17 protein-coding genes are annotated in these 18,968 nt (G+C 63.5%); 6 read left to right on the plus strand and 11 right to left on the minus strand.

All coding sequences use genetic code 11. The features are described from left to right. Positions 1 to 45 precede the first annotated feature (45 nt). The 4 genes from oqxR to AC6CWS_RS10690 form a co-directional block, all read right to left on the minus strand. Positions 46 to 525, minus strand: coding sequence for an efflux pump transcriptional repressor OqxR (gene oqxR / locus AC6CWS_RS10675; protein ID WP_023290703.1), 480 nt, complete (start codon positions 523 to 525; stop codon positions 46 to 48). 272 nt (positions 526 to 797) lie between these two features. Beyond that, the gene (locus tag AC6CWS_RS10680) at positions 798 to 1,190 is read right to left on the minus strand and encodes a C-glycoside deglycosidase beta subunit domain-containing protein (RefSeq protein WP_023290704.1); all 393 of its coding nucleotides are present in this window, start codon (positions 1,188 to 1,190) and stop codon (positions 798 to 800) included. An 11-nt stretch (positions 1,191 to 1,201) separates the two neighbouring features. Beyond that, positions 1,202 to 2,215 (minus strand): sugar phosphate isomerase/epimerase family protein, encoded by a 1,014-nt coding sequence (locus AC6CWS_RS10685; protein WP_065883358.1) that lies wholly within the window; start codon positions 2,213 to 2,215, stop codon positions 1,202 to 1,204. Between the two features lie 20 nt (positions 2,216 to 2,235). After that, positions 2,236 to 3,009 (minus strand): TIM barrel protein, encoded by a 774-nt coding sequence (locus tag AC6CWS_RS10690; RefSeq protein WP_065883361.1) that lies wholly within the window; start codon positions 3,007 to 3,009, stop codon positions 2,236 to 2,238. Between the two features lie 220 nt (positions 3,010 to 3,229). Between AC6CWS_RS10690 and AC6CWS_RS10695 the strand changes: the two genes are divergently transcribed. The 3 genes from AC6CWS_RS10695 (at position 3,230) to AC6CWS_RS10705 (ending at position 7,830) form a co-directional block, all read left to right on the plus strand. Beyond that, a complete protein-coding gene (locus AC6CWS_RS10695; protein ID WP_065883364.1) occupies positions 3,230 to 4,687 on the plus strand; it encodes an MFS transporter in 1,458 nt (485 codons plus the stop codon). 127 nt (positions 4,688 to 4,814) lie between these two features. Further along, entirely contained in the window at positions 4,815 to 6,314 is a 1,500-nt protein-coding gene (locus tag AC6CWS_RS10700) for a GMC oxidoreductase (protein ID WP_065883365.1), read from the plus strand. 268 nt (positions 6,315 to 6,582) lie between these two features. Next, positions 6,583 to 7,830, plus strand: a complete 1,248-nt coding sequence (locus AC6CWS_RS10705) for an MFS transporter (protein ID WP_065883369.1) — start codon at positions 6,583 to 6,585, stop codon at positions 7,828 to 7,830. A gap of 11 nt (positions 7,831 to 7,841) precedes the next feature. On the opposite strand, the gene AC6CWS_RS10710 is transcribed toward AC6CWS_RS10705, so the two are convergent. After that, positions 7,842 to 8,486 carry a TetR/AcrR family transcriptional regulator gene (locus tag AC6CWS_RS10710; protein ID WP_012967405.1) on the minus strand — a complete coding sequence of 215 codons (645 nt, stop codon included), beginning with the start codon at positions 8,484 to 8,486 and terminating at the stop codon, positions 7,842 to 7,844. 202 nt (positions 8,487 to 8,688) lie between these two features. On the opposite strand from AC6CWS_RS10710, the gene AC6CWS_RS10715 reads away from it, so the two are divergent. From AC6CWS_RS10715 to AC6CWS_RS10725, 3 genes are read left to right on the plus strand one after another with little or no spacing between them, the layout of a single operon-like run. Continuing rightward, on the plus strand, positions 8,689 to 9,783 hold the full coding sequence (locus tag AC6CWS_RS10715) for an LLM class flavin-dependent oxidoreductase (RefSeq protein WP_014907086.1): 1,095 nt from the start codon (positions 8,689 to 8,691) through the stop codon (positions 9,781 to 9,783). A gap of 20 nt (positions 9,784 to 9,803) precedes the next feature. Continuing rightward, a complete protein-coding gene (locus AC6CWS_RS10720) occupies positions 9,804 to 10,427 on the plus strand; it encodes an NADPH-dependent FMN reductase (protein WP_080901368.1) in 624 nt (207 codons plus the stop codon). Continuing rightward, positions 10,402 to 12,846 (plus strand): beta-glucosidase family protein, encoded by a 2,445-nt coding sequence (locus AC6CWS_RS10725; RefSeq protein WP_065883370.1) that lies wholly within the window; start codon positions 10,402 to 10,404, stop codon positions 12,844 to 12,846. The genes AC6CWS_RS10720 and AC6CWS_RS10725 overlap by 26 nt, the downstream gene beginning before the upstream one ends. A gap of 137 nt (positions 12,847 to 12,983) precedes the next feature. Here AC6CWS_RS10725 and AC6CWS_RS10730 read toward each other — a convergent pair whose 3' ends face one another. The 6 genes from AC6CWS_RS10730 to AC6CWS_RS10755 form a co-directional block, all read right to left on the minus strand. Next, positions 12,984 to 14,294, minus strand: coding sequence for a carbohydrate porin (locus AC6CWS_RS10730; RefSeq protein ID WP_043521376.1), 1,311 nt, complete (start codon positions 14,292 to 14,294; stop codon positions 12,984 to 12,986). 197 nt (positions 14,295 to 14,491) lie between these two features. After that, on the minus strand, positions 14,492 to 15,694 hold the full coding sequence (locus tag AC6CWS_RS10735) for an MFS transporter (protein WP_223822570.1): 1,203 nt from the start codon (positions 15,692 to 15,694) through the stop codon (positions 14,492 to 14,494). A 229-nt stretch (positions 15,695 to 15,923) separates the two neighbouring features. After that, the gene (locus AC6CWS_RS10740; protein WP_023290715.1) at positions 15,924 to 16,715 is read right to left on the minus strand and encodes a cyclase family protein; all 792 of its coding nucleotides are present in this window, start codon (positions 16,713 to 16,715) and stop codon (positions 15,924 to 15,926) included. A 3-nt stretch (positions 16,716 to 16,718) separates the two neighbouring features. After that, positions 16,719 to 17,702 (minus strand): fumarylacetoacetate hydrolase family protein, encoded by a 984-nt coding sequence (locus AC6CWS_RS10745; RefSeq protein ID WP_032454935.1) that lies wholly within the window; start codon positions 17,700 to 17,702, stop codon positions 16,719 to 16,721. After that, positions 17,680 to 18,039 carry a Rieske (2Fe-2S) protein gene (locus AC6CWS_RS10750; RefSeq protein ID WP_065883374.1) on the minus strand — a complete coding sequence of 120 codons (360 nt, stop codon included), beginning with the start codon at positions 18,037 to 18,039 and terminating at the stop codon, positions 17,680 to 17,682. Before AC6CWS_RS10750 ends, AC6CWS_RS10745 begins: the two co-directional genes overlap by 23 nt. Beyond that, positions 18,039 to 18,959 (minus strand): VOC family protein, encoded by a 921-nt coding sequence (locus AC6CWS_RS10755; protein WP_044524437.1) that lies wholly within the window; start codon positions 18,957 to 18,959, stop codon positions 18,039 to 18,041. Before AC6CWS_RS10755 ends, AC6CWS_RS10750 begins: the two co-directional genes overlap by 1 nt. Positions 18,960 to 18,968 lie beyond the last annotated feature (9 nt).

An 18,968-nucleotide genomic window follows, 5' to 3' on the forward strand; every position in this document is an offset into this window, starting at 1 on the left:
AACCGTCTTCAAGCTGAAGGCGGTTTTTTTTCGTCAGGACCAGGATTAATGCGCTTTTTTAAAGCGGGCGATCATTTCCGGTACCGGGTCGCAGCCGCTGGTATCGGCGTTTTTAAGCGCCTCCAGCGCGCTGGCCACGGTATGGCGAGCGAGAACGTTTAGCGAAGCCTGCTCCGCTTCGTCAGCGACCGATTTGAAGTACCAGCAGGCGTTGGCGCTGACCACGCAGCGGGCCGGGACGTCAGGGCGCGACGCCCACAGTTTTTTATCTTCGATAACGGAAAGATAGATATCACGCAGAGTGATTTTGTCCGCCGGGCGGCCAAGATGAATAGAGCCGTTGCGGCCAAGCGTGGAGACAATGATGCCGTCACGGGTGAGCGGAACCATTAATTTGCGGATAAAGCTCGGGTTGGCTTCCAGGCCGTAGGCCAGAATCGCACTCGTCGAACGTTCACCCATCTGCTCCGCCATTGCTACGCTGAGAACCATCTGCAAAGCTGTCGGGAAGCGGTAATCTAACATGGTATTGTCCTGGGTTGCGGTGAATCTTGTTCTTTTTGGCACCGCAGAGGTGAGTAATCAATGAACAACAATATAACAAATACGGGAATTTTTTTGAAGCAATCTGCGGTTAGCCTGCGAAGTAAATTTTCCTATTTCGTCTGCACAGGCGGGCTGAGAAACCGCGCTCTTCCGAAGCGGTTTGACTGGACGGCAATCTCCTCAGCGCTCCCCGGTGGCTGCCCGGTGGTATAGAAATCCGCTGCCATAACGGCAGCGGATCCTGCGGGAGGTTACGCCGTTAACTCCAGCTCGGTTTCAAAGGTGGTCACCGGCACAAACGGCAGATAGGAGATCCGCAGCCTCTCGGCCACCTTCAGGCGATGCCAGCCGGCCGGCAGGCCGCCGGGTTTGAGCACCGTGATGGTCGCCTTTTCACCGAAGTTCCACCGGTCGTCGTAGACGCTCTCCAGCTCGTCGAGCGTCCACTCCCGGCCGCGCAGCGCCAGGCGGATCGCCTGCCGCGGGATGGCTTCGCCGTTGAGGGTCACGGCGATATCTTCCACCATCGACAAACCCAGACCGCGGTAGTAAGGCAGACGGGCCAAAAAGCGCACGCCGATAACTTCCCCGTCGCGGGTGACGTTGCCGAAACCTTCGCGGCAGATAATATGCTGATCAAACATGATAATGCTCCTTACTGACCCAGCAGCGCCGGGGGTGGGGTTTCATCTAACAGGCGACAGAACATCAGCTGCTGGCGGCGGACCTGCTCCAGGCTGTCCACCTCCTGCGCATCTTCCACCCAGCGGTTGCCTTCATACTCGGAGCACACATACCCCTCATAGCAGCCCTTCTGCAGCACGCGGAAGATCTCATCGTAGGGAATTGACCACTCGCTTATCTCGTCGGTCATCTCATAGAATTTGGCATGAATGTTGTGGATCCGCGGCATAAAATCGAGCATCCGCTTCGGCTCGAACGCCGCGTTGTGGCGCAGCGTTTCCGCCATCGCCAGCTGCGGGCCCGGCCCCCATTTTTGCATCACATCCAGGATCACGTATTCGCTGAGCGTCCGCTCCTCATAGGCTTTCTCGATAAAATCCGCCGCCGCCTGCGGGCAACCGTTACGAATAAAGCGCTCTTTCCACACCCGCGGGAAGCGGGCTAAAAACATCCCCATATCCGGCAGGAAGCCCAGCGTCCGGGTGTTGGCTTTTTCATAGGCTTCGGCATGGCGAATAATCCACGGATGGTCGAAATGCAGCGGGGCGTGCACCTCCAGCAGAATGGTGATCCCTTTGTCTTCCGCATAAGGCGCCGCCGCCACCAGCACCTCCGGCGCCACGGAAACCAGAGAGCGGATAAAGCGCATGCCCAGCCGGGCGGCAAAATCGATGTCGTTTTGCACGCTGCGCACCTGCTCGTCAAACGGCATCGGCCGGTCTTTATAGCGTTTATAGTCGAGCATAAAGTCATGGCACACCGGCACCGTGTCATGGCGCTGCATCAGACGGTGCCAGTCGGCGATCGCCGCCTCCGGCATGCCGCATTCCGGCCAGCCGGCGAAGGTCTGTTCGCCGACGACTTCAATGCCGCGGGCGCCGAACGCCGCGCAGTGACCGATCGCCTGATCGAGGGACATCTTGCCGAGATAGGTCTCATTCTGAAAGCTGTACAGACTGACGCCGCGTTTTATTTTCTGAGTCATAAAAGTACCAGGTAAGTTGGTTAACAGGATAAGCCGGTCGCTTCGCGGGCGCGGGCCACCGAGGCCGCTGCGGGCAGCGACGGTTTATACTCCAGGCCAATGGCCCCGTTGTAGCCCAGGCGTTGCAGCCGGGCGATCACTTCTGGCCACTCGCCGCTGCGCGGATCCGGTTCGTTACGTTCCGGAGCCTGCGCTATCTGCACGTGTCCCACCCGGTGCATTCTGCCGCCGAGCACCTCCTCCATCTCCTCTTCCATCACCAGCGAGTGATAGACGTCAAACAGCAGCTGCAGCCGCGGGCTGTCGACCGCCTCGATAATGTCCAGCGCCAGCCGGGTGTCGTTTAAGAACATCCCCGGATGATCGATGCGGGTGTTGAGCGGCTCCAGCAGCAGAGTGACCCCGGCGGCTTCCGCCAGCGTCGCCGCCTGGCGCAGGATGTGGATCGCCTGCGCCTGCTGTTCGGCGATCGCCACCCCTTCGCGGCTGAAGCCGGAGGCCACCACCAGCGGCGGCGACCCCAGCTGGCGCGAGGCCGCCAGGCTGTCGCTCACTGCCGCCAGAAACTGCTCATGCTCCGCCGGATCCACCAGGCTGCGCCGGGGCTCCACCACGAAGCTCGATAGCCTCACGCCGGTCTCATCCAGCGCCTGCGCCAGCGCCGTCAGCGGTTTATCACGCCAGAGATGAAACTCAACGTGGCTGAATCCCTGCGCTTTCGCCGCCCGGACCCGATCGCTGAAATCGGGATACTCTTCACGAAACAGCCATTCAATACATGCGGACAAATACATCCGACCCCCTTCTCTACTTGCCAGATCAAAACAAACAAAATTAGAATAAGAATTCTTATTCTGTTTCGGAGCGGCAGTGTGACGCCTTCCCTTCTGGCTTCGCGGTCAACAGCAGGATCTGACGCGGCATAACCAGAATGAGTGCTCTAATTCTAATCTCTGGTTGCTATAAATTGTCAACATTATTTAACAAGTTTTTAACCAAATCTGAAGGTACATCATGCTCAATAACGCTTCGGCGGCCGCGGTTCAGGCGCCTCCCTATACCAGCGAGCGGCAGCGCACGCTGGCCACGCTGGTGGTTTCGATAGCGCTGGTGCTGGAGATCATCGACGTCTCGATCATTAATGTCGCCATCCCGGTGGTACAGCGGGATCTGCTCGCCAGCCCGCGGCAAATTGAATGGGTGGTCACCGGCTACCTGTTCTTTTTCTCCATTCTGCTGCTCACCGGCGGTCGGCTCGGCGATCTGTATGGCTACCGGCGGCTGTTTATCAGCGGACTGCTGGCGTTTGGCGCTGCGTCGGCCGGCTGCGGGCTGGCCGCCAGCCCGGAGATGCTGGTGGCGATGCGTATTGCGCAGGGGGCCAGCGGGGCGATGATGGGCCCGCAAATCCTCTCCCTGATGCAGGTTCTGTATCGCCCGCACGAACGTTTCCGGGTGATGAGTATTTTCGGCCTGCTCGGCGGCGCCGCCGGGATCCTCGGCCCGGTGCTCGGCGGGATCATCATCGAAAGCAATCTGTTCGGCCTCAGCTGGCGGCCGATCTTTTTGATCAACGTGCCGGTGATCGTCGTCGCCGTGATACTGGCCTGGCGGGCGCTGCCGGCGGTGCGCAGCCCGGAGGCCAAAGGTATCGATCCGCTGGGTACCCTGCTGGCGGTGGTGGGCGGCGGCGCGCTGCTGCTCACCCTGATCGAAGGCCCCGCCCTGCGCTGGCCGCTATGGATGGCGCTGCCGCCGCTGCTGTCGCTCATCACGGTGGCCCTCCTCTGGCGTCATCTGCTGGGCCGTGAACGCCGGGGCGGCACGCTGTTGTTACCCCCCGCGGTGCTGCGCGACCGCTTCTTTCGCGCCGGGATCATCATCACCCTGCTCTATCAACTGACCACCGCCTCGCTGCTGCTGGCCACCGCGCTGGTGCTGCAGAGCGGGCTGGGCTTCAGCCCGTTCCATACCGCCCTGCTGCACATCCCCTTCGCCCTCGGGGCGATGTTTTCCATCGCCGTCGCCGGCCGCCGGCTATCGCCTCGTCTTGGGCGTAACGTAACGCTGGTCGGGGTGGCCGTGCAGATGAGCGGCCTGCTGCTGATGGGCTACGGGATCGCCGCGGCGCCGGGGACGCTGCCGCTGACCGCGCTGGGTCTCGGGTTCGGCCTGTGCGGCTGTGGGATGGGGCTTATCTCCGCCCCGCTGCCGGCCTTTGCCATGGCGGCGATCCCGGTGGCCCACGCCGGCGCGGCGTCGGGATTATTTCGCACCGGCCAGCAGTTCGGCGCCGCCCTCGGCATGGCGACCCTTGGCGGTTTCTATCTGGCGCAAAGCGCCTCCGCGCCGGACGCCTGGCGCGGGGCATTTATCACCCTGCTGACCCTTGGCGCCCTGATCCTGCTGGCGATTGCCGCCCTCAGCCGCCTGCTGCCCGTCTCGGTGCTTCCCCCGCCAGGGAAGCCATGACCTATCGCGTCCGGCAATGGCTGCTATCATGAGGAACCATTTATCAGGACGCACAAAGCTGTAGTACCTATTTTCTGTACACCTGCAACGGGCATGCGCCCGGAGAACAACAAAGGCAAGGACTGATATGGATGAGAACATCGATGTACTGATTATTGGCAGCGGCCCGGTAGGCGCCGCCTTCGCGCGGCGGATTGCCGACCGCCGCGCCGCGCGGATCCTGGTGGTGGAAGCCGGCGAAGCGCTGACGCCCGCCACCGGGGTTAATATCCGCAACCTGGCGCCAGCGCAGCGGGAAACGGCCTACGACCGCGCCCGGGCGTTTCCGCTGGCCGCCCTGCCGGAAAACCTGCCGGCAGACGCCCTGCAGGCGCGGCCCGGCACCCATCTTCTCGACCCGACGGCGCCCCACAGCGGCATGCCAGCCGCCGCGCTCTCCACTAACCTCGGCGGCATGGGCGTCCACTGGACCTGCGCCTGTCCGCGACCGGGCGGCAGCGAAGTCATTCCCTTTCTCGATCCCCGGGAGATGGCCGACGCCTGGGAGTCGGCAGAGCATTATCTTCAGGTGACCCGCGAAGGATTTCCGGCCACCGCCATCGGCCGGCAAATCGTCGATGCCCTTAATCAGCACTTCGCCAGCGACCGTCCGCCGGCGCGGTTGGCGCAGCCTATGCCGCTGGCCTGCGCCGCGACGCCGGAGGGCAAGCCGCGCTGGTCCGGCGTCGACGCGGTGCTCGGCGAGCTGGCGGAGGAAGAGACCCGCCGCCAGCGCGGGGTGGAGATCCGCACCGCCACCCTTTGCACGCGGATCCTCAGCGAGGACGGCGTCGCCCGCGGGGCGGAGCTGCGCGATCTGCGTACCGGCGAGCAGTATGTGGTGATGGCCAAAGCGGTAGTGGTCGCCGCCGATGCGCTGCGTACGCCGCAGCTGCTGTACGCCTCGGGCATCCGTCCGCGGGCGCTGGGGCGCTGGCTCAACGATCAGCCGCAGGTGATCGCCCTGATTGAAGTGGACGCCCCGCCGGCCGCCGTCGCGCCGACCTCCCCGGTGCGCGACGGACGGGACAATGTCTCCGGCGTCACCTGGCTGCCATTCCATGAGCCCGATTTTCCGTTCCACGGTCAGCTGATGCAGATGGATACTTCGCCGATCGCCTTTGCCCAGCCGTCGGGTACCCCGGCGAAGCCGGTGGTGGGCCTGGGGCTGTTCCTCGCCAAGGAGCTGCGCGAAGAGGATCGGATCGTCTTCAGTGATGACACCGACGCCGTAGGGCTGCCGAAAATGCAGCTGAACTATCAGTTAACCGACGGCGATCGCCGCCGTTTACAGCAGGCGGTGGCAGTGACTGAACGCGTCGGCGCCGCGCTGGGCCGCGTGGCGCCCGGCGGGGAGGCCATGATCCTGCCGGCGGGCACCTCGCTGCATTACCAGGGAACCTGTCGCCTGGGAGAAGCGAACGACGGCAACAGCGTGGCCGACCGCCGCTCGCGGGTCTGGGGTTTTCACAATCTGTACGTCGGCGGCAACGGCGCGATCCCCACCTCAACCGCCTGCAACCCGACGCTGACCAGCGTCGCGCTGGCGATCCTCGCCGCTGACGATATCGTGACGCGGCTGCTGTAGCGCCTCTGGCTCACCGGGCCACAAGCGGCCCCGCTCCCCGCGAAAGGCGACACCGGTCGCCTTTTTATTGCCGCAAAAACCACATAAAATCAATGGTATTTTTGTTTGTGATGGATCACATACGTAATCACAATTTTTCCCCGCGCCGTTCCTGCTCCTACTCTTAAATCCGCGGCTATTCCCGCCGCCACCTGTATCCCTGACCTGCATACTAAAAAACCGCGCCGCCGCCAACGACAGGCGACCCGCGCGATAAAAGGAGAACGTCGTGAGCCATAGTCTGAATCCGCCCCACGCGCCGCAAGCCGGCGCGATCCAGGGCATCATCATCGCCCTGACCGCCTTTCTGCCCATCCTGGCGATCGTTTCCCTGGCGCCGGCGGTCCCGACGCTGATCCAGCACTTCGCCGGCGTGCCTTATGTCGAAACCCTGGTGCCGCTGATGCTCACCGCGCCCGGTCTGGTGATCGCCATCGCCGGGCCCTGCACCGGCTGGCTGGCGGATAAATTTGGCCGCCGCAAACTGCTGCTCAGCGCCACGCTGCTGTATGGCATCTGCGGCACAATGCCGCTGTACATCACCTCCCTGACCGGCATCTTTTGCAGCCGCCTCGGCGTCGGGCTGGCGGAGGCGGTGGTATTGACCATCGCCAACACCATGCTGATCGATTACTTTGACGACAAACAGCGCCGCTTCTGGCTGACGGTGCAGGGGGTGATTGGCCCGGCGCTGGCGGTGCTGGTGCTGGCCAGCTCCGGCTATCTGACCGCCCTGCGCTGGAACGGCGCCTTTATGATCTACTTTGTCGCCATCCTGCTGTTTCTGGCGATGTACTTCTGGATGTTCGAACCCGCTCAGGCGGCCCGTCCGCAGCACGCCGCCCAGGCGGCGCAGCATAATCCGTTTCCGTGGCCGCGAGTGATCGCCCTCAGCGTGCTCACCTTTGTCTGCGCCATCATTTATTACGTGTACACCATCAACGGCGCCAACGCCTTTCATACCCTGCAAACCGCCAGCCCGCAGCGTATCGGCCTGATTATGTCGCTGGTCAGCCTCGCCGTGCCGGTCGGTTCGCTGCTGTTCGGTCTGGTCTCCCGCCGCTATACGCCGGAGCGCGTGCTCGCCATCATGCTCTGCCTGATGGGGATCGGAATGCTGGTGGTGGGCGAATCGCGGACGCTGATCGCCATGGGGATCGGCTCCGCCATCCAGCAGCTGGGTGCCGGCATGGCGATTAATGCGATGATTTACTGGGTAGGATCGTTGATTCCGCCCGCCTACTGCGGCCGGGCGATGGGCGCCTGGTCCGGGGCCTTCTTCGCGGGCATGTTCGTCAGCCCGATTATCGTCGGCGCGATCCGCCTGCGGGCCGGGAACGATGTGCTGAGCGCCTTCCTGACGCTCGGCATCGCAGCGCTGGTGCTGGCCGCCGCGATATTTCTTTATACCTTCTCCCGCCATAGCCAGCGCCTGCGTCAGCACAAGCAGGCCAGCGCCTGGCAGTTAGCGAAGTAAAATCCCGCGGCTTAGCCGGCCTCGACGGGGGTAACCAGATAGCTCAGACACATCATGCCCAGATGGCGTTTGAGCTGTTCCCAGTCGCCCTCGCCGGCGGCTTCTGCCGCTGACCCCAGGCCGAGGAAGCGCGCCAGCGCGGCATACGAAACCGTAAAGCAGAAGCGGGCGGCCTGCTCTGGCTCCGGGTGGCGGATCTCCGCCGCGGCGTCGAGCAGCTGGTCGATAAAGGTCTGCTCATTTTTCTGGTAAGCGGCTTTACCAATCCCCGCCACGCGCTCATCATCCGCCCGCGCCATAAACGGCCGCAGGATCCCGGCATGGCGACGCAGATACTCCGCCTGGACATCCATCAGCGCCGGAAGCCGCTGGCGCAGCGGCAGATTGCGCGCGTGCAGCTGCTGGATCAGCTGCTGCCATTCGGCGTCCAGCTCCTGCATCACCTCCATCATGACGGCGATAAACAGATCTTCTTTGCCGCCGAAGCGGGCATAGATCGAGCCGACAGAAACGCCCGAGCGTTTACTGATTTCAGCAATGGTCAGCAGCTCAAAGGTGCCTTCATGCAGGATTTCACGGCTGGCGGCCATCAGCCGCTCCAGCGCCACCCGGCTCCGGTCCTGTTTCGGCTGGCGCATCGCGGGAAGATCGGTCATCGCAGTTCTCACCTCTTTATCCATAGAAAACCCCCGCAGTGTATTGCAGTTAGCGACCACGCTGCAAATTGCCCACCCGACTCCCCCGTCGGCGATGTGGCAAAAGTGTGATGGCGGTCATTTTCATTCTTTGATAAACAACTAGAATCATAATTCTAGTTCTATTTAATAATAACAACCACCACACAACCCAGGAGTTGCTATGCGTTTCTCTGTTTTCCTCGTCGGCCGTTCCACCGCCCCCGAGCAGGATCGTTTTGTCATGCAGTCGCTGATCGATCATGCGCGCCAGGCCGAAGATCGCGGCTTCGATGCGGTCTTTATGCCAGACCATCACTTCACCGGCTATGCGCCGATGTCCAGCGATCCGTTTGTCTTCGCCGCTTACCTGGCCGGCCAGCTGAAAAAGATCCACTTCGGCATGTCGGTGACCACCGTCCCGCTGCACCACCCGGTGCGCTTCGCCGAGCGCGTTAACCTGCTGGATCAACTCACCGAAGGCCGCCTGCTGGTGGGCATCGGCAGCGGCACCACGCCGGAAGAGATGATCGGCTTTGGCGTGAACTACAAGGACGCCTCCAGCCTGCTGCAGGAGAACCTCGATCTGGTCCAGCGGCTGTGGGAGAAAAATATTGAAGACGACCCGATCATTTTCGAAACCGGTCACTATAAGGGCGCGGTAGTCCAGCGCATCGTTCCTGCCCCCTGGCAAAAACCGTTCAACCGCATTATGCCGGTGGCGCTGCGTGAAACCAGCATGCAGCGCGCCGCCGATAACGGCTGGCCGGCCTTTATTCCCGCGTTTACTCCGCCGATCCCGGCCAGCAACGATCCGTTTGGCCAGCTGACCCACTATTTCACCCGCTACCGCGATGCCCTGCTCAACGCCGGCCATAGCGACGAGGTGGTGAACCACTGCCTCTCGTGGACCACCCACACCTGGCAGTGCGTCCATATCGCCCCCACCGACGAGCAGGCCCGCGAAGAGATGCTGCAGATCATGGGCTGGTACCAGCAGGCCATCGACCGGGAATATGAGTACAACAAGCGGGCGGAAGAGTTCAGCGGCGTTACGCTGCACCGCCATCCGGACTGTTTCAGCGAAGAGTGGATCAAAACCTGGTGCCTGTACGGCAGCCCGGAGACCGTCGCCGAGGAGCTGGAACGCCATCAGCAGCTGGGCATCGGCAACGTGCTGCTCGGCTTCACCAACGGCCCGCTGACCGAGGAACGCCTGCGCCTGAGCCAGCAGTCGATCTCGTTGTTTGCGGACCAGATCCTGCCGCGCTTTCGCTAATCCGACCGGGAGATCCTGCTATGAATAAACCTGCTTTCTCACGCCCGCCGCTGCTGATCGGCATCGGCGGCACCACCCGCCCGGGCTCCAGCACCGAGCGCGCCCTCGCCGCCGCGCTGGCCCACGCCCGCACGCTCGGCGCGCAGACCCAGCTGTTCGGCGGCGCTGAACTGGCGGCCCTGCCGCCGTTTAACCCGGAAGTCACCACCCGCACGCCGCAGGAAACGGCGTTTGTCGACGCCGTGCGCCAGGCCGACGGCATTCTGCTGGCCTCGCCGGGCTACCACGGCGGGGTGTCTGGTCTGGTGAAGAACGCCATCGACCTGCTGGAAGATTTGCGCGGCGACAGCCGGGTCTATCTTGATGGCCGGGCGGTGGGCTGCATCGTCACCGCCGCCGGCTGGCAGGGTTGCAACACCACCCTCGGCGCCATGCGCGGGATCGTTCACGCCCTGCGCGGCTGGCCGACTCCGCTGGGGGTGACCCTCAACTCCGCCGGCGTGTCGCTGTTCGACAGCGAGGGCCGCTGCACCGACGACGCGGTCCAGCGCGCGCTGGCCACCGTAGCCGAACAAGCGCTGGCCTTCGCCCCCGCTGCCCCCTTACGGAGACATGCCGATGCCTGCGCTCAGTCTGTCGCTTAGCGTTGCCGAAAAAGCGCGGCTCACCGCCGGGATGGGGATGTGGTCCACCCACCCTATCCCCCACTCCACGCTGGGTTCAGTCACCCTTTCCGACGGCCCGATGGGGATCACCGGCGGCCGGGTTGACGAGCGGGATATTGCCCTGCTCAGCCCCTGCGGGCTGGCGCTTGGCGCCAGCTGGGACCGCCAGCTGGTCAGCCGGGTTGGCGGCGTCACCGGCGAGGAGGCGCTGCGCACCGGAACGCAGGCGCTGCTGGCGCCTAACCTGAACCTGTTGCGCAGCCCCCTTGCCGGCCGCGCGTTTGAGCTTTTCGGCGAAGACCCGCGGCATATCGCCGAGCTCGGCGCGGCGTGGATCGACGGCGTCCAGCGCCAGGGGGTGGGCTGCATCGTCAAGCATATGGTCTGCAACGATTCGGAAACCGATCGGCGGACCATGAACGTGGTCGTCGATGAAGCCACCCTGCGCGAAGTCTATTTCTGGCCGTTCGAAGTGGCGGCCAGCCGCGGCGTCTGGGGCATGCTGACCGCCTATAACCGGGTGAATGGGATCTATTGCGCCGAGCAGCATCAGGCCATCAGCCAGTGGCTGAAGCGCGATCTCGGCTGGGACGGGCTGGTGATGTCCGACTGGTTCGGCACCCAGAACGGCCCGGCCAGCTTCCGCGCCGGGCTGGATCTGGAGATGCCGGGCCCGGCCCGCCATATGGGCGAGCGCCTGCTGCCCGCGCTGATGGACACCGACAGCGACGCCCGGCGGCTGGACGATGCCGCCGTCCGGCTGGCGCGGCTGGCCGAACGGGTCAGCCATCCCCTGCCCTGGGATGGCTCTGCCGCCGCCGAGGCGCAGCGGCGTCACACCCTCGAAGAGGCGGCGGCGGCGGGGTTTGTCCTGCTGCACAATCGCCAGCGGCTGCTGCCCCTCGCCGCGCAGGCGGGACAGCGGCTGGCGGTGATTGGCCCCAACGCCACGACGCCCTGCTTCCAGGGCGGGACCTTTGCCAGAGTGGCGCTGATGCCGGGGCTGATCTCTCCTCTGGAGGCCATTCGCCAGCGCTTTTCCGCCGCCGGGGTCGAAATAAGCTATGCCCAGGGGGTGGAGAGCGATTACCGCATCCCGCCTCTGCATCATCTGCCGCTGCGCACCGCCGCCGGCGAGCGCGGCCTGGACGTTGCCTACGCCACCGCCGACGGGGGCGTGGTTCATCAGGAGGTGCGCGACGCCTCCTCCCTGATCTGGTTCCGCGATATGCCGGGCGTCGGCGACATGCTGCGCCTGACCGAACGCGCCACCGTGACGGTAAGCTGCCAGTTCACCGCGCCGGTGAGCGGCCGCTACGGCTTCTGGATCGGCGGCACCGGGGAGATCGCCCTGCAGCTGAACGGCGAGCGCATGGCGACCTTTAACGGCGAGGCGCTGGAGGGGGATATCATGGGCAAGCTGATGCAAGCCCCGCATACCCGTCTCGACTTCCCGCTGCAGGCGGGGGAAACCCTGACCTTCCGGGCCGAGATGGCGCTGGGCAGCAGTATCGCCCACGGCATCTGGTTCGGCTGCCAGCCCCCGCAAACCATCGACCTGCTGCAGCAGGCGGTCGACCATGCCCGGGCGGCCGACAGCGTGGTGCTGGTGATAGGCGAAACGGCCGATGCCGGTCTGGAGAGTATCGACCGGGACGCTACCGCGCTGCCGGCGCATCAGGTCGCCCTGATCCGCGCCGTCTGCGCGGCGAATCCGCGGACGGTGGTGGTGCTGAACGTCGCCCATCCGGTGGATACCGGGTGTCTCGCCGACGCGGCGGCGGTCATGGTCGTCTGGTATCCGGGCCAGGAGTTTGGCCCGGCGCTGGCCTCGGTGCTGGCCGGGGATCGTGAGCCTGGCGGTCGCCTGCCGGTGACCTTCGCCCAGCGTCTGGACGACTATCCGGTGCGCAGCCTGACGCCGGACGCCGCAGGGGACCTCTGGTACCACGAGCGCCAGCAGGTGGGCTATCGCTGGTTTAACGCCCGCGAACGCCCCGCCGCCTGGGCCTTTGGTCACGGTCTGGGGTATGCCGATATCACCCTGAGCGCCGCCGCGCTGACAGGCGACGAGGTGGACGCTATGCAGCTGCGCTGCCGGCTGGAAAACCGCGCCGCCCGCGCCGGAAAAGCAGTGGTCCAGCTCTACCTGCGGGGGCCGGAGACGGCCTGGTCGGCGCTGGCGGAGTTTGCGGCGGTCAGCGTCCCGGCGCACGAGGAAGCCGCCCTGACCCTTGCCCTGCCGCGTCACGCGCTGCAGCGCTGGCAGGTGCCAGCCCAGGAATGGCGCCTGGCCTGCGGCCCCTGGCAGCTGGCGGTGGGTTTCGCCAGCGACGATATCCGGGCAACCTTCGATTTCGTGCTGACTCCCGACGGGAAAATCAGCCACCGGGGCTAAGCCCGGATCGATGTCAAAGAGGGTCGGCAACATGCCGGCCCTCTTTTTTTATTCCTGCGCCAGCCGATTCGCGTAAAAAAAAACCGCCCGGCGGCAGCGTACCAGCGGGCGGGGTTAAAAGCCTGAGGCGATCGGTGTCAGAAGTTCCAGTACATCGAGGACTGCCAGAGGACCGCCGACTCATGCTTCGGCACCAGCGTCGGGTTATCCTGCCAGGTGATACCGTTGATCCAGTAAATACCTTTCGTCACGCGCAGGGCGTGCGACAGGGAGATGGCGTTGATGCTCTGCGGCGCTTCCATCCCCGCCTCGCCGACATAATCGCGGAACTTTTTACTGATAAAGGAGCGGGTGTAGCCCAGCGAGGTCATATCCTGCTCGCGGCCGGGAAACAGGCCGATGTCAAAGAAGGTCACCTGAAAGTCGCTGGTGTAAGCATTGCGATCGTCCGGCGCGTAGTCCGCTTTCACATCGAGATACAGCCCCAGCGGAAGCCCTTTTTTCGGCTGGGTCAGCTGCATGGTGTTGGCGACGTAGAACGCATAGTTACTACTGCTGTCGCCGGGCTGGTCAAAATACTGGTAGTGCGAGGTGTTATAGATAGCCCCGGCGCGGAACCACAGCGATCGCTGCGACTCGCCCGCCGCCTGCTTAAAGCCAAACTCATTCACCAGGATCGGGTTGGCGCCATCGACGTGCCATTTCAGCCCCGAGGGGTTCTGCTCCACGTCGTCGAGATGTCCGGCAGGCGACATACTGCGGCTGACGGCAAAGTTGTTATAGAACTTCTTATCGCTGTCGCGGACGATGGCGGTGAAGGTCGGCGTCGGCGCGTTGAGGCTGATCCCCACCTGCACCGGGATCACGCTGGTCGGCCCCAGCGCGGCGGAGGAGGAGTTCCCCCCCAGCACCATGCCGTAAAACTGACGAATTAACGGATAAAAACCATACTGCAGTTCCAGCTGGCCGTTTAATAAGGGCTGGTTCACCGCCAGCACCGCAATATTATGCAGTTCCGGATAGCTATCATGATAATTCGAGGTCGCCCACTGGGGAGAAAAGGTAAATTGCGCGTCTTTGCTAAAACCAATTCGGCTTAAATCGTAGGTGACGTTCAGCGACATATTTTGCGACCAGGTAAAATTCTGCCCGGCATATTGTTGCGGGTCAGCGGACTGGCCTTTCAGATCGTACATCACCATCGGGTTCCAGCTTAACTGGACGCCCCACCCGCGGTCGGCCAGCGCGCTGCGAAAGCCGCCAATATCGCCGATGAGCGATTCGCAGGTCGACGGAGGGCTGACGACCTGCGCGGAGCGGGTATTCAGTTTATCCAGTTGCTCACAGGTCCAGGTATCGGCCAGCGCGGTGCTGGAGAATATCGCCAGCGTCAGCGCCGAAAGTGGAAACACTATTTTCTTACTTACGTCGGTACAGCAGAGACTCATAATAAACCCTCATTTTTATTTTTTGCAGGTAAGATGCGCCATATCGTGAAAAATAAATTAGTCACAATACGTTTATTTACAGGGATTAATTAGGCTGAAAGTTAACGCTAAATAAGGTGTACGCTTTTTCTAAATAATGGCCTCCCCTTCCCGCCGGGAGACCGGCGGGCGTGTGGTAATCATGTCGTCAGGTGAAATTAACGAGCCAGCGCGCGGCGGCCCCCCATCCGGGCGCTGGCGATACCCGTCGCGCCGGCGATAGCCAGCGTCAGCAGCGCAAACAGCAGCAGGCTGTCCTGCATGCTGCCGGTCATGCCGTTCAGCAAGGTCATCAGAACCGGGCTGATGAACATGCCGAGGAAAAAGAAGGTGTGCCAGATGCCGATCCCCGTCGCCCGGTGCGGCGCCGGCAGGGCTTCCAACATCCAGGCCAGCATCAGAGGGATCAGCATTCCGTTACCAACCTGCGCGACGAACGCTGCCGCCACGCCGGCCAGCGGATTGCGGGCCACGGCGATAAACAGCAGACCGAGGCCAAAAATGGCGTAAAAAAGGAAAATCTGCCTGTCGACACGCTGCCTGGCGCTGCGGCCATACAGCCAGGCGCCCAGCGGCACGCCAATGCCCGCAACGGCGGTGGCGATGCCGATCTGGCTGCTGGAGGTCAGCCCGAGCTGACTGAACACCTGGCTTATCTGCAGCGGCTCGAGAAAGTAGAGGATCGCGCTGGCGAGGGTAATCAGGCCGATCGTCGCCATTTTGCGCCGTGGAAAAGCGACAGGCTCCTCGTCAGCGACGCTGTCCGCGCGACGGCGGATCGCCGGCTCAGCGGTGAACAGGCACAGGCCGATAAAGACCGGGATCGCCAGCGCATACAGGTAGATCGGGCCATACCAGCCCAGGGTGCCCAGCAGGCCAGCGCCCAGCACGATCAGCGTCGACAGTATCGAACCGATGCCGCTCTGCACCGCCAGCCATTTGCTGCGCGCCTCGCCGGCAAAGTAGTCGCCAATCAGCGCATTGGCGGTGGTAAGAATAAAGGCGTCGGCGATGCCCATCATCAGTCGCGCCAGCAGAATGGCATACAGATCGTCGAGCATCACCGGCAGCAGGCCAAACCCCGCGTACAGAGCGGTGGCGGCAATCAGCAGGCGACGACGGCTCAGGCGATCGCCCACCCGCCCCGCCAGCGGAGCCAGCAGCGCCATGCTCACCGCCGGTATGGTGATGATCATCGGCACCAGCAGCTGGGCGTGCGGCTGCGCGGCAAAATGGCCGAACAGGAGCGGCATCACCGGCAGCATGGTCAAGGTCCCCATGATCGGCAACAGGGCCGCCAACATCAGTAAAATCGCCTGTACGGCCCCCGCCTCGCGCGGGGTTGCTGAAACCTTGTGCATCACCATCTTCCGCTCTCCGTCACTGCTTTTTATTTAGAATATGAATTACAGTTCTATTTTTTATCGATAAAGAAAGGCGCTCTGTCGCCCCGGTATCCTGGCTGAACACGCCGCAGCGAACTCAGCACACATACCGTTCTACCCTACCGGATGCAGGTGGCATGGACTGCGATTGCTATCACAATTAATACAATGCATTCACATTAAATTAACATAACCATCGACTCCCTCAGGCGTCGACAATCGCCACCGCGCGGATAAAACCGGCCGAGCCGCGGCGGATCTTGTAGGGAAAACAGCTCACCCAGAAGCCGTGGTCGGGAAGCTGCTCCAGATTGCTCAACTTCTCCATTTGCCCATAGGCGATCTCCCTGCCGGCTTTATGTCCTTCCCAGATCAGCCCGGCGTCGCCGCTGGCCTGAAAGCGTTCGCGGGTAAAGTGGAAGGGCGCATCCCAGCTCCAGGCGTCGGTGCCGACCACCCGTACCCCCTGCTCCAGCAGCCACAGCGTTGCCGCCCGGCCAATGCCGCAGCCGCGCTGCAGATAATCCGGCTGGCCGTAGCGGGCGCCGGCGGCGGTATTGATTAACACGATATCCAGCGGCGACAGGCGATAATCGATCCGCGCCAGCTCGCGCTGCAGATCCTCCGGCTGCAGGATCGCCCCGTCGGCGACATGGCGAAAATCCAGCCGGACGCCGGGGCGCAGGCACCACTCCAGCGGCAGCTCATCGATGCCAAACGCCGGTTCGCCGCCGTTGGTGGTTGAGCTGTAGTGCCAGGGAGCATCCATATGGGTGCCATTGTGCGGCGTCACGGTCAGGCGCTCCGAGGCCCAGGCCTCCTCTCCCGGCATCTGCGTTTTTTCCAGTCCCGGAAACATCGCCGCCATTTCCGGCCATCCCTGCTGATGATCCTGATACTCAATGTTCGGCAGCAGCGGCGGCGGGTCGGTCCAGGGATTGTTATCCAGGGTGACGGAGAGGTCGATCAGCCGACGCCCCTGTAAAAGATTGATCATGGTTTACTCCGTTAACATCACAACATGTTGATCCAGCACGCCAAACAGCGGCCGGCCATCGGGGGCGTGGGCTTCCATCGTCACCCGCTCCCCCGGGGACAAAAACGGCGTGCGCGGCTCGCCGAAGGCCAGCATCTCTATGGCCCGCACCTCGGCGATACAGCTGGCGCCGCGGCTGGCGTCCGGCCCGGACACCGTACCGGAACCCACCACCGTCCCGGCGCGCAGGCGGCGGGTCTGCGCCGCATGGGCAATCAGTTCGCCAAAATGGAAATGCATCTCGCTGCCCGACTGGCAGCCAAACGGCTCGCCATTGCGGGTCACCTGCAGCGTCAGCGCCGCCCGCCCGTGCTGCCAGGCCTCGCCCAGTTCATCCGGGGTAAGGGCCACCGGCGCAAAGGCCGAGGCGGGTTTGGCGTGAATAAAACCAAACCCGGTCTGCATCTCGCGCGGCGCCAGCGCCCGCAGACTGATATCGTTGAGCAAGACGATCAGGCGGATACAGCTCAGCGCCTGCTGCGGCGAGCACCCCTGGGGTACCTCGTCCACCACCACCGCGAACTCGCCCTCAAAGTCGAGACCGTCCTCGACCCGGCGGCAGACTATCCCGGCGTGGGGGGCAAGAAAGTCGTCCCCGCTGCCCTGATACATCAGCGGCGTCTGGTCGGCGCCGGCAATCGGCGGCAGATGAAAGGCCCGCTGCATGCGCTCGCCATGGCTGAGGAAGGCCGAACCGTCCAGCCACTGCCAGGCGCGGGGCAGCGGCGCCAGCAGGCGCCGGGGATCATAGGGCTGCGCCGCCGGGTAGCGGCGCGCATTGAGCGCCTGATAGCGCGCCTGCAGCGCAGGCCAGACCCGCGCGGCCTGCTCCAGCGCCTGCTGAAGTGTCGGAGCGATATCCGCCGCATCGGCCATCAGCGTCAAATCGCCCGAGACCACCACCAGGCAGCCGTCGCGTTCACCGTTATCTCGTGTTGCCAGTTTCATGACCTGCCTCCTCCAGCAGACAGAGCCAGCCGTCGGCGTCCACCTCACCAGCCAGCGGACTCAGACGTTGGCCTACGCAGGCGCCCTGCACGCAGAGGCCGCTGTCCGGCATAAAAATCGCCCCGTGGGCGAAGCAGACCAGCCGGTCGCCCCGGGCGTTGAAAAAAGCGTCCTGCCGCCAGTTCATCGGGGTATCCAGATGCGGACAGCGGTTACGCCACAGATAGAGCATTCCCTGATAGCGGCAGGCAATCACCGTCGCCTGCCCGCTGCCCGTAGGGTCAAATCCCCGCGCCTGGCCCTCGGCCAGGCTGTCGGCACGGCACAGGCGAACCATCAGCGGGCGTTATCCGGACCGGGGGCCCACTTCTCGCGATACCCCAGCAGGAAATATTGCGAGTTATCGGCTCCCGGCAGCGCTTCGCGCGGCTGCCAGTGGTCATCGTGCTGATCCATATCGGCGTCGTATTCGATGTGACACCCGAGCGGGCTGTTGAAGTACCAGAACCAGTTCGATCCCAGCTGATGGCGCCCCGGCCCCCAGAAGGTCTGATACCCCTTCTGCTGAAAGCGGCTGCCGGCCATCATCAGTTCGGTGGGGCCGCCGAGATGAAAGGTAAAGTGTTCAATACCGGTCATAAACGGCGGGGCCTGGATCAGAAACAGGGTATGGTGATCCTGGGTGCCGGCGGGCCGCAGGAAGGGGCCGACGTGGGTGAAGCGATCGGTACAGACAAAGCCCAGCCGTTGATAGAAGGCTTCCGCGCGCGCGGCGTCCGGCACAAAATAGACCACATGGGAGAGCGAGCGCGGCTCTGCCGCCATGTCAGCGCTGGCCCCGGTCTGGTTGACCGGCCGCCCGGCGCGATCCCCCGGGGCGTTGATTTTCTCCCCTTCCCGCTGCAGCGGCTGGCGCTGGCTGACGCGAAACCCGAGGGCAAAGCCGGCATCATCGACGCAGCGCAGCACGCCGTCGGCGCCGAGCTTCACCTCGCGATCGCGGCGCAGCGTCTCGGCGATCGCCTCAAGGGTGGCGCTATCCGCCACGCCATAGACGGTTTCCCGCAGCTGGCTGCCGCTGGGCAGCGCCGCGGGTAGCGACGGATCGTCACGCTCCCGCAGCAGCACCCCGGTGCCATCCAGCGCGCTAAAGAAACCGTTCTCCTGCTCGCGTAAACCGTAGTCGAGAAGAAACTGTCGGCAGCCCGCCAGGTCATCGACGCCAAATACCAGATAATCCGGACCAAGAATATTCATCGCGGTTGT

It is taken from the genome of Klebsiella sp. M041, from assembly GCF_059759695.1.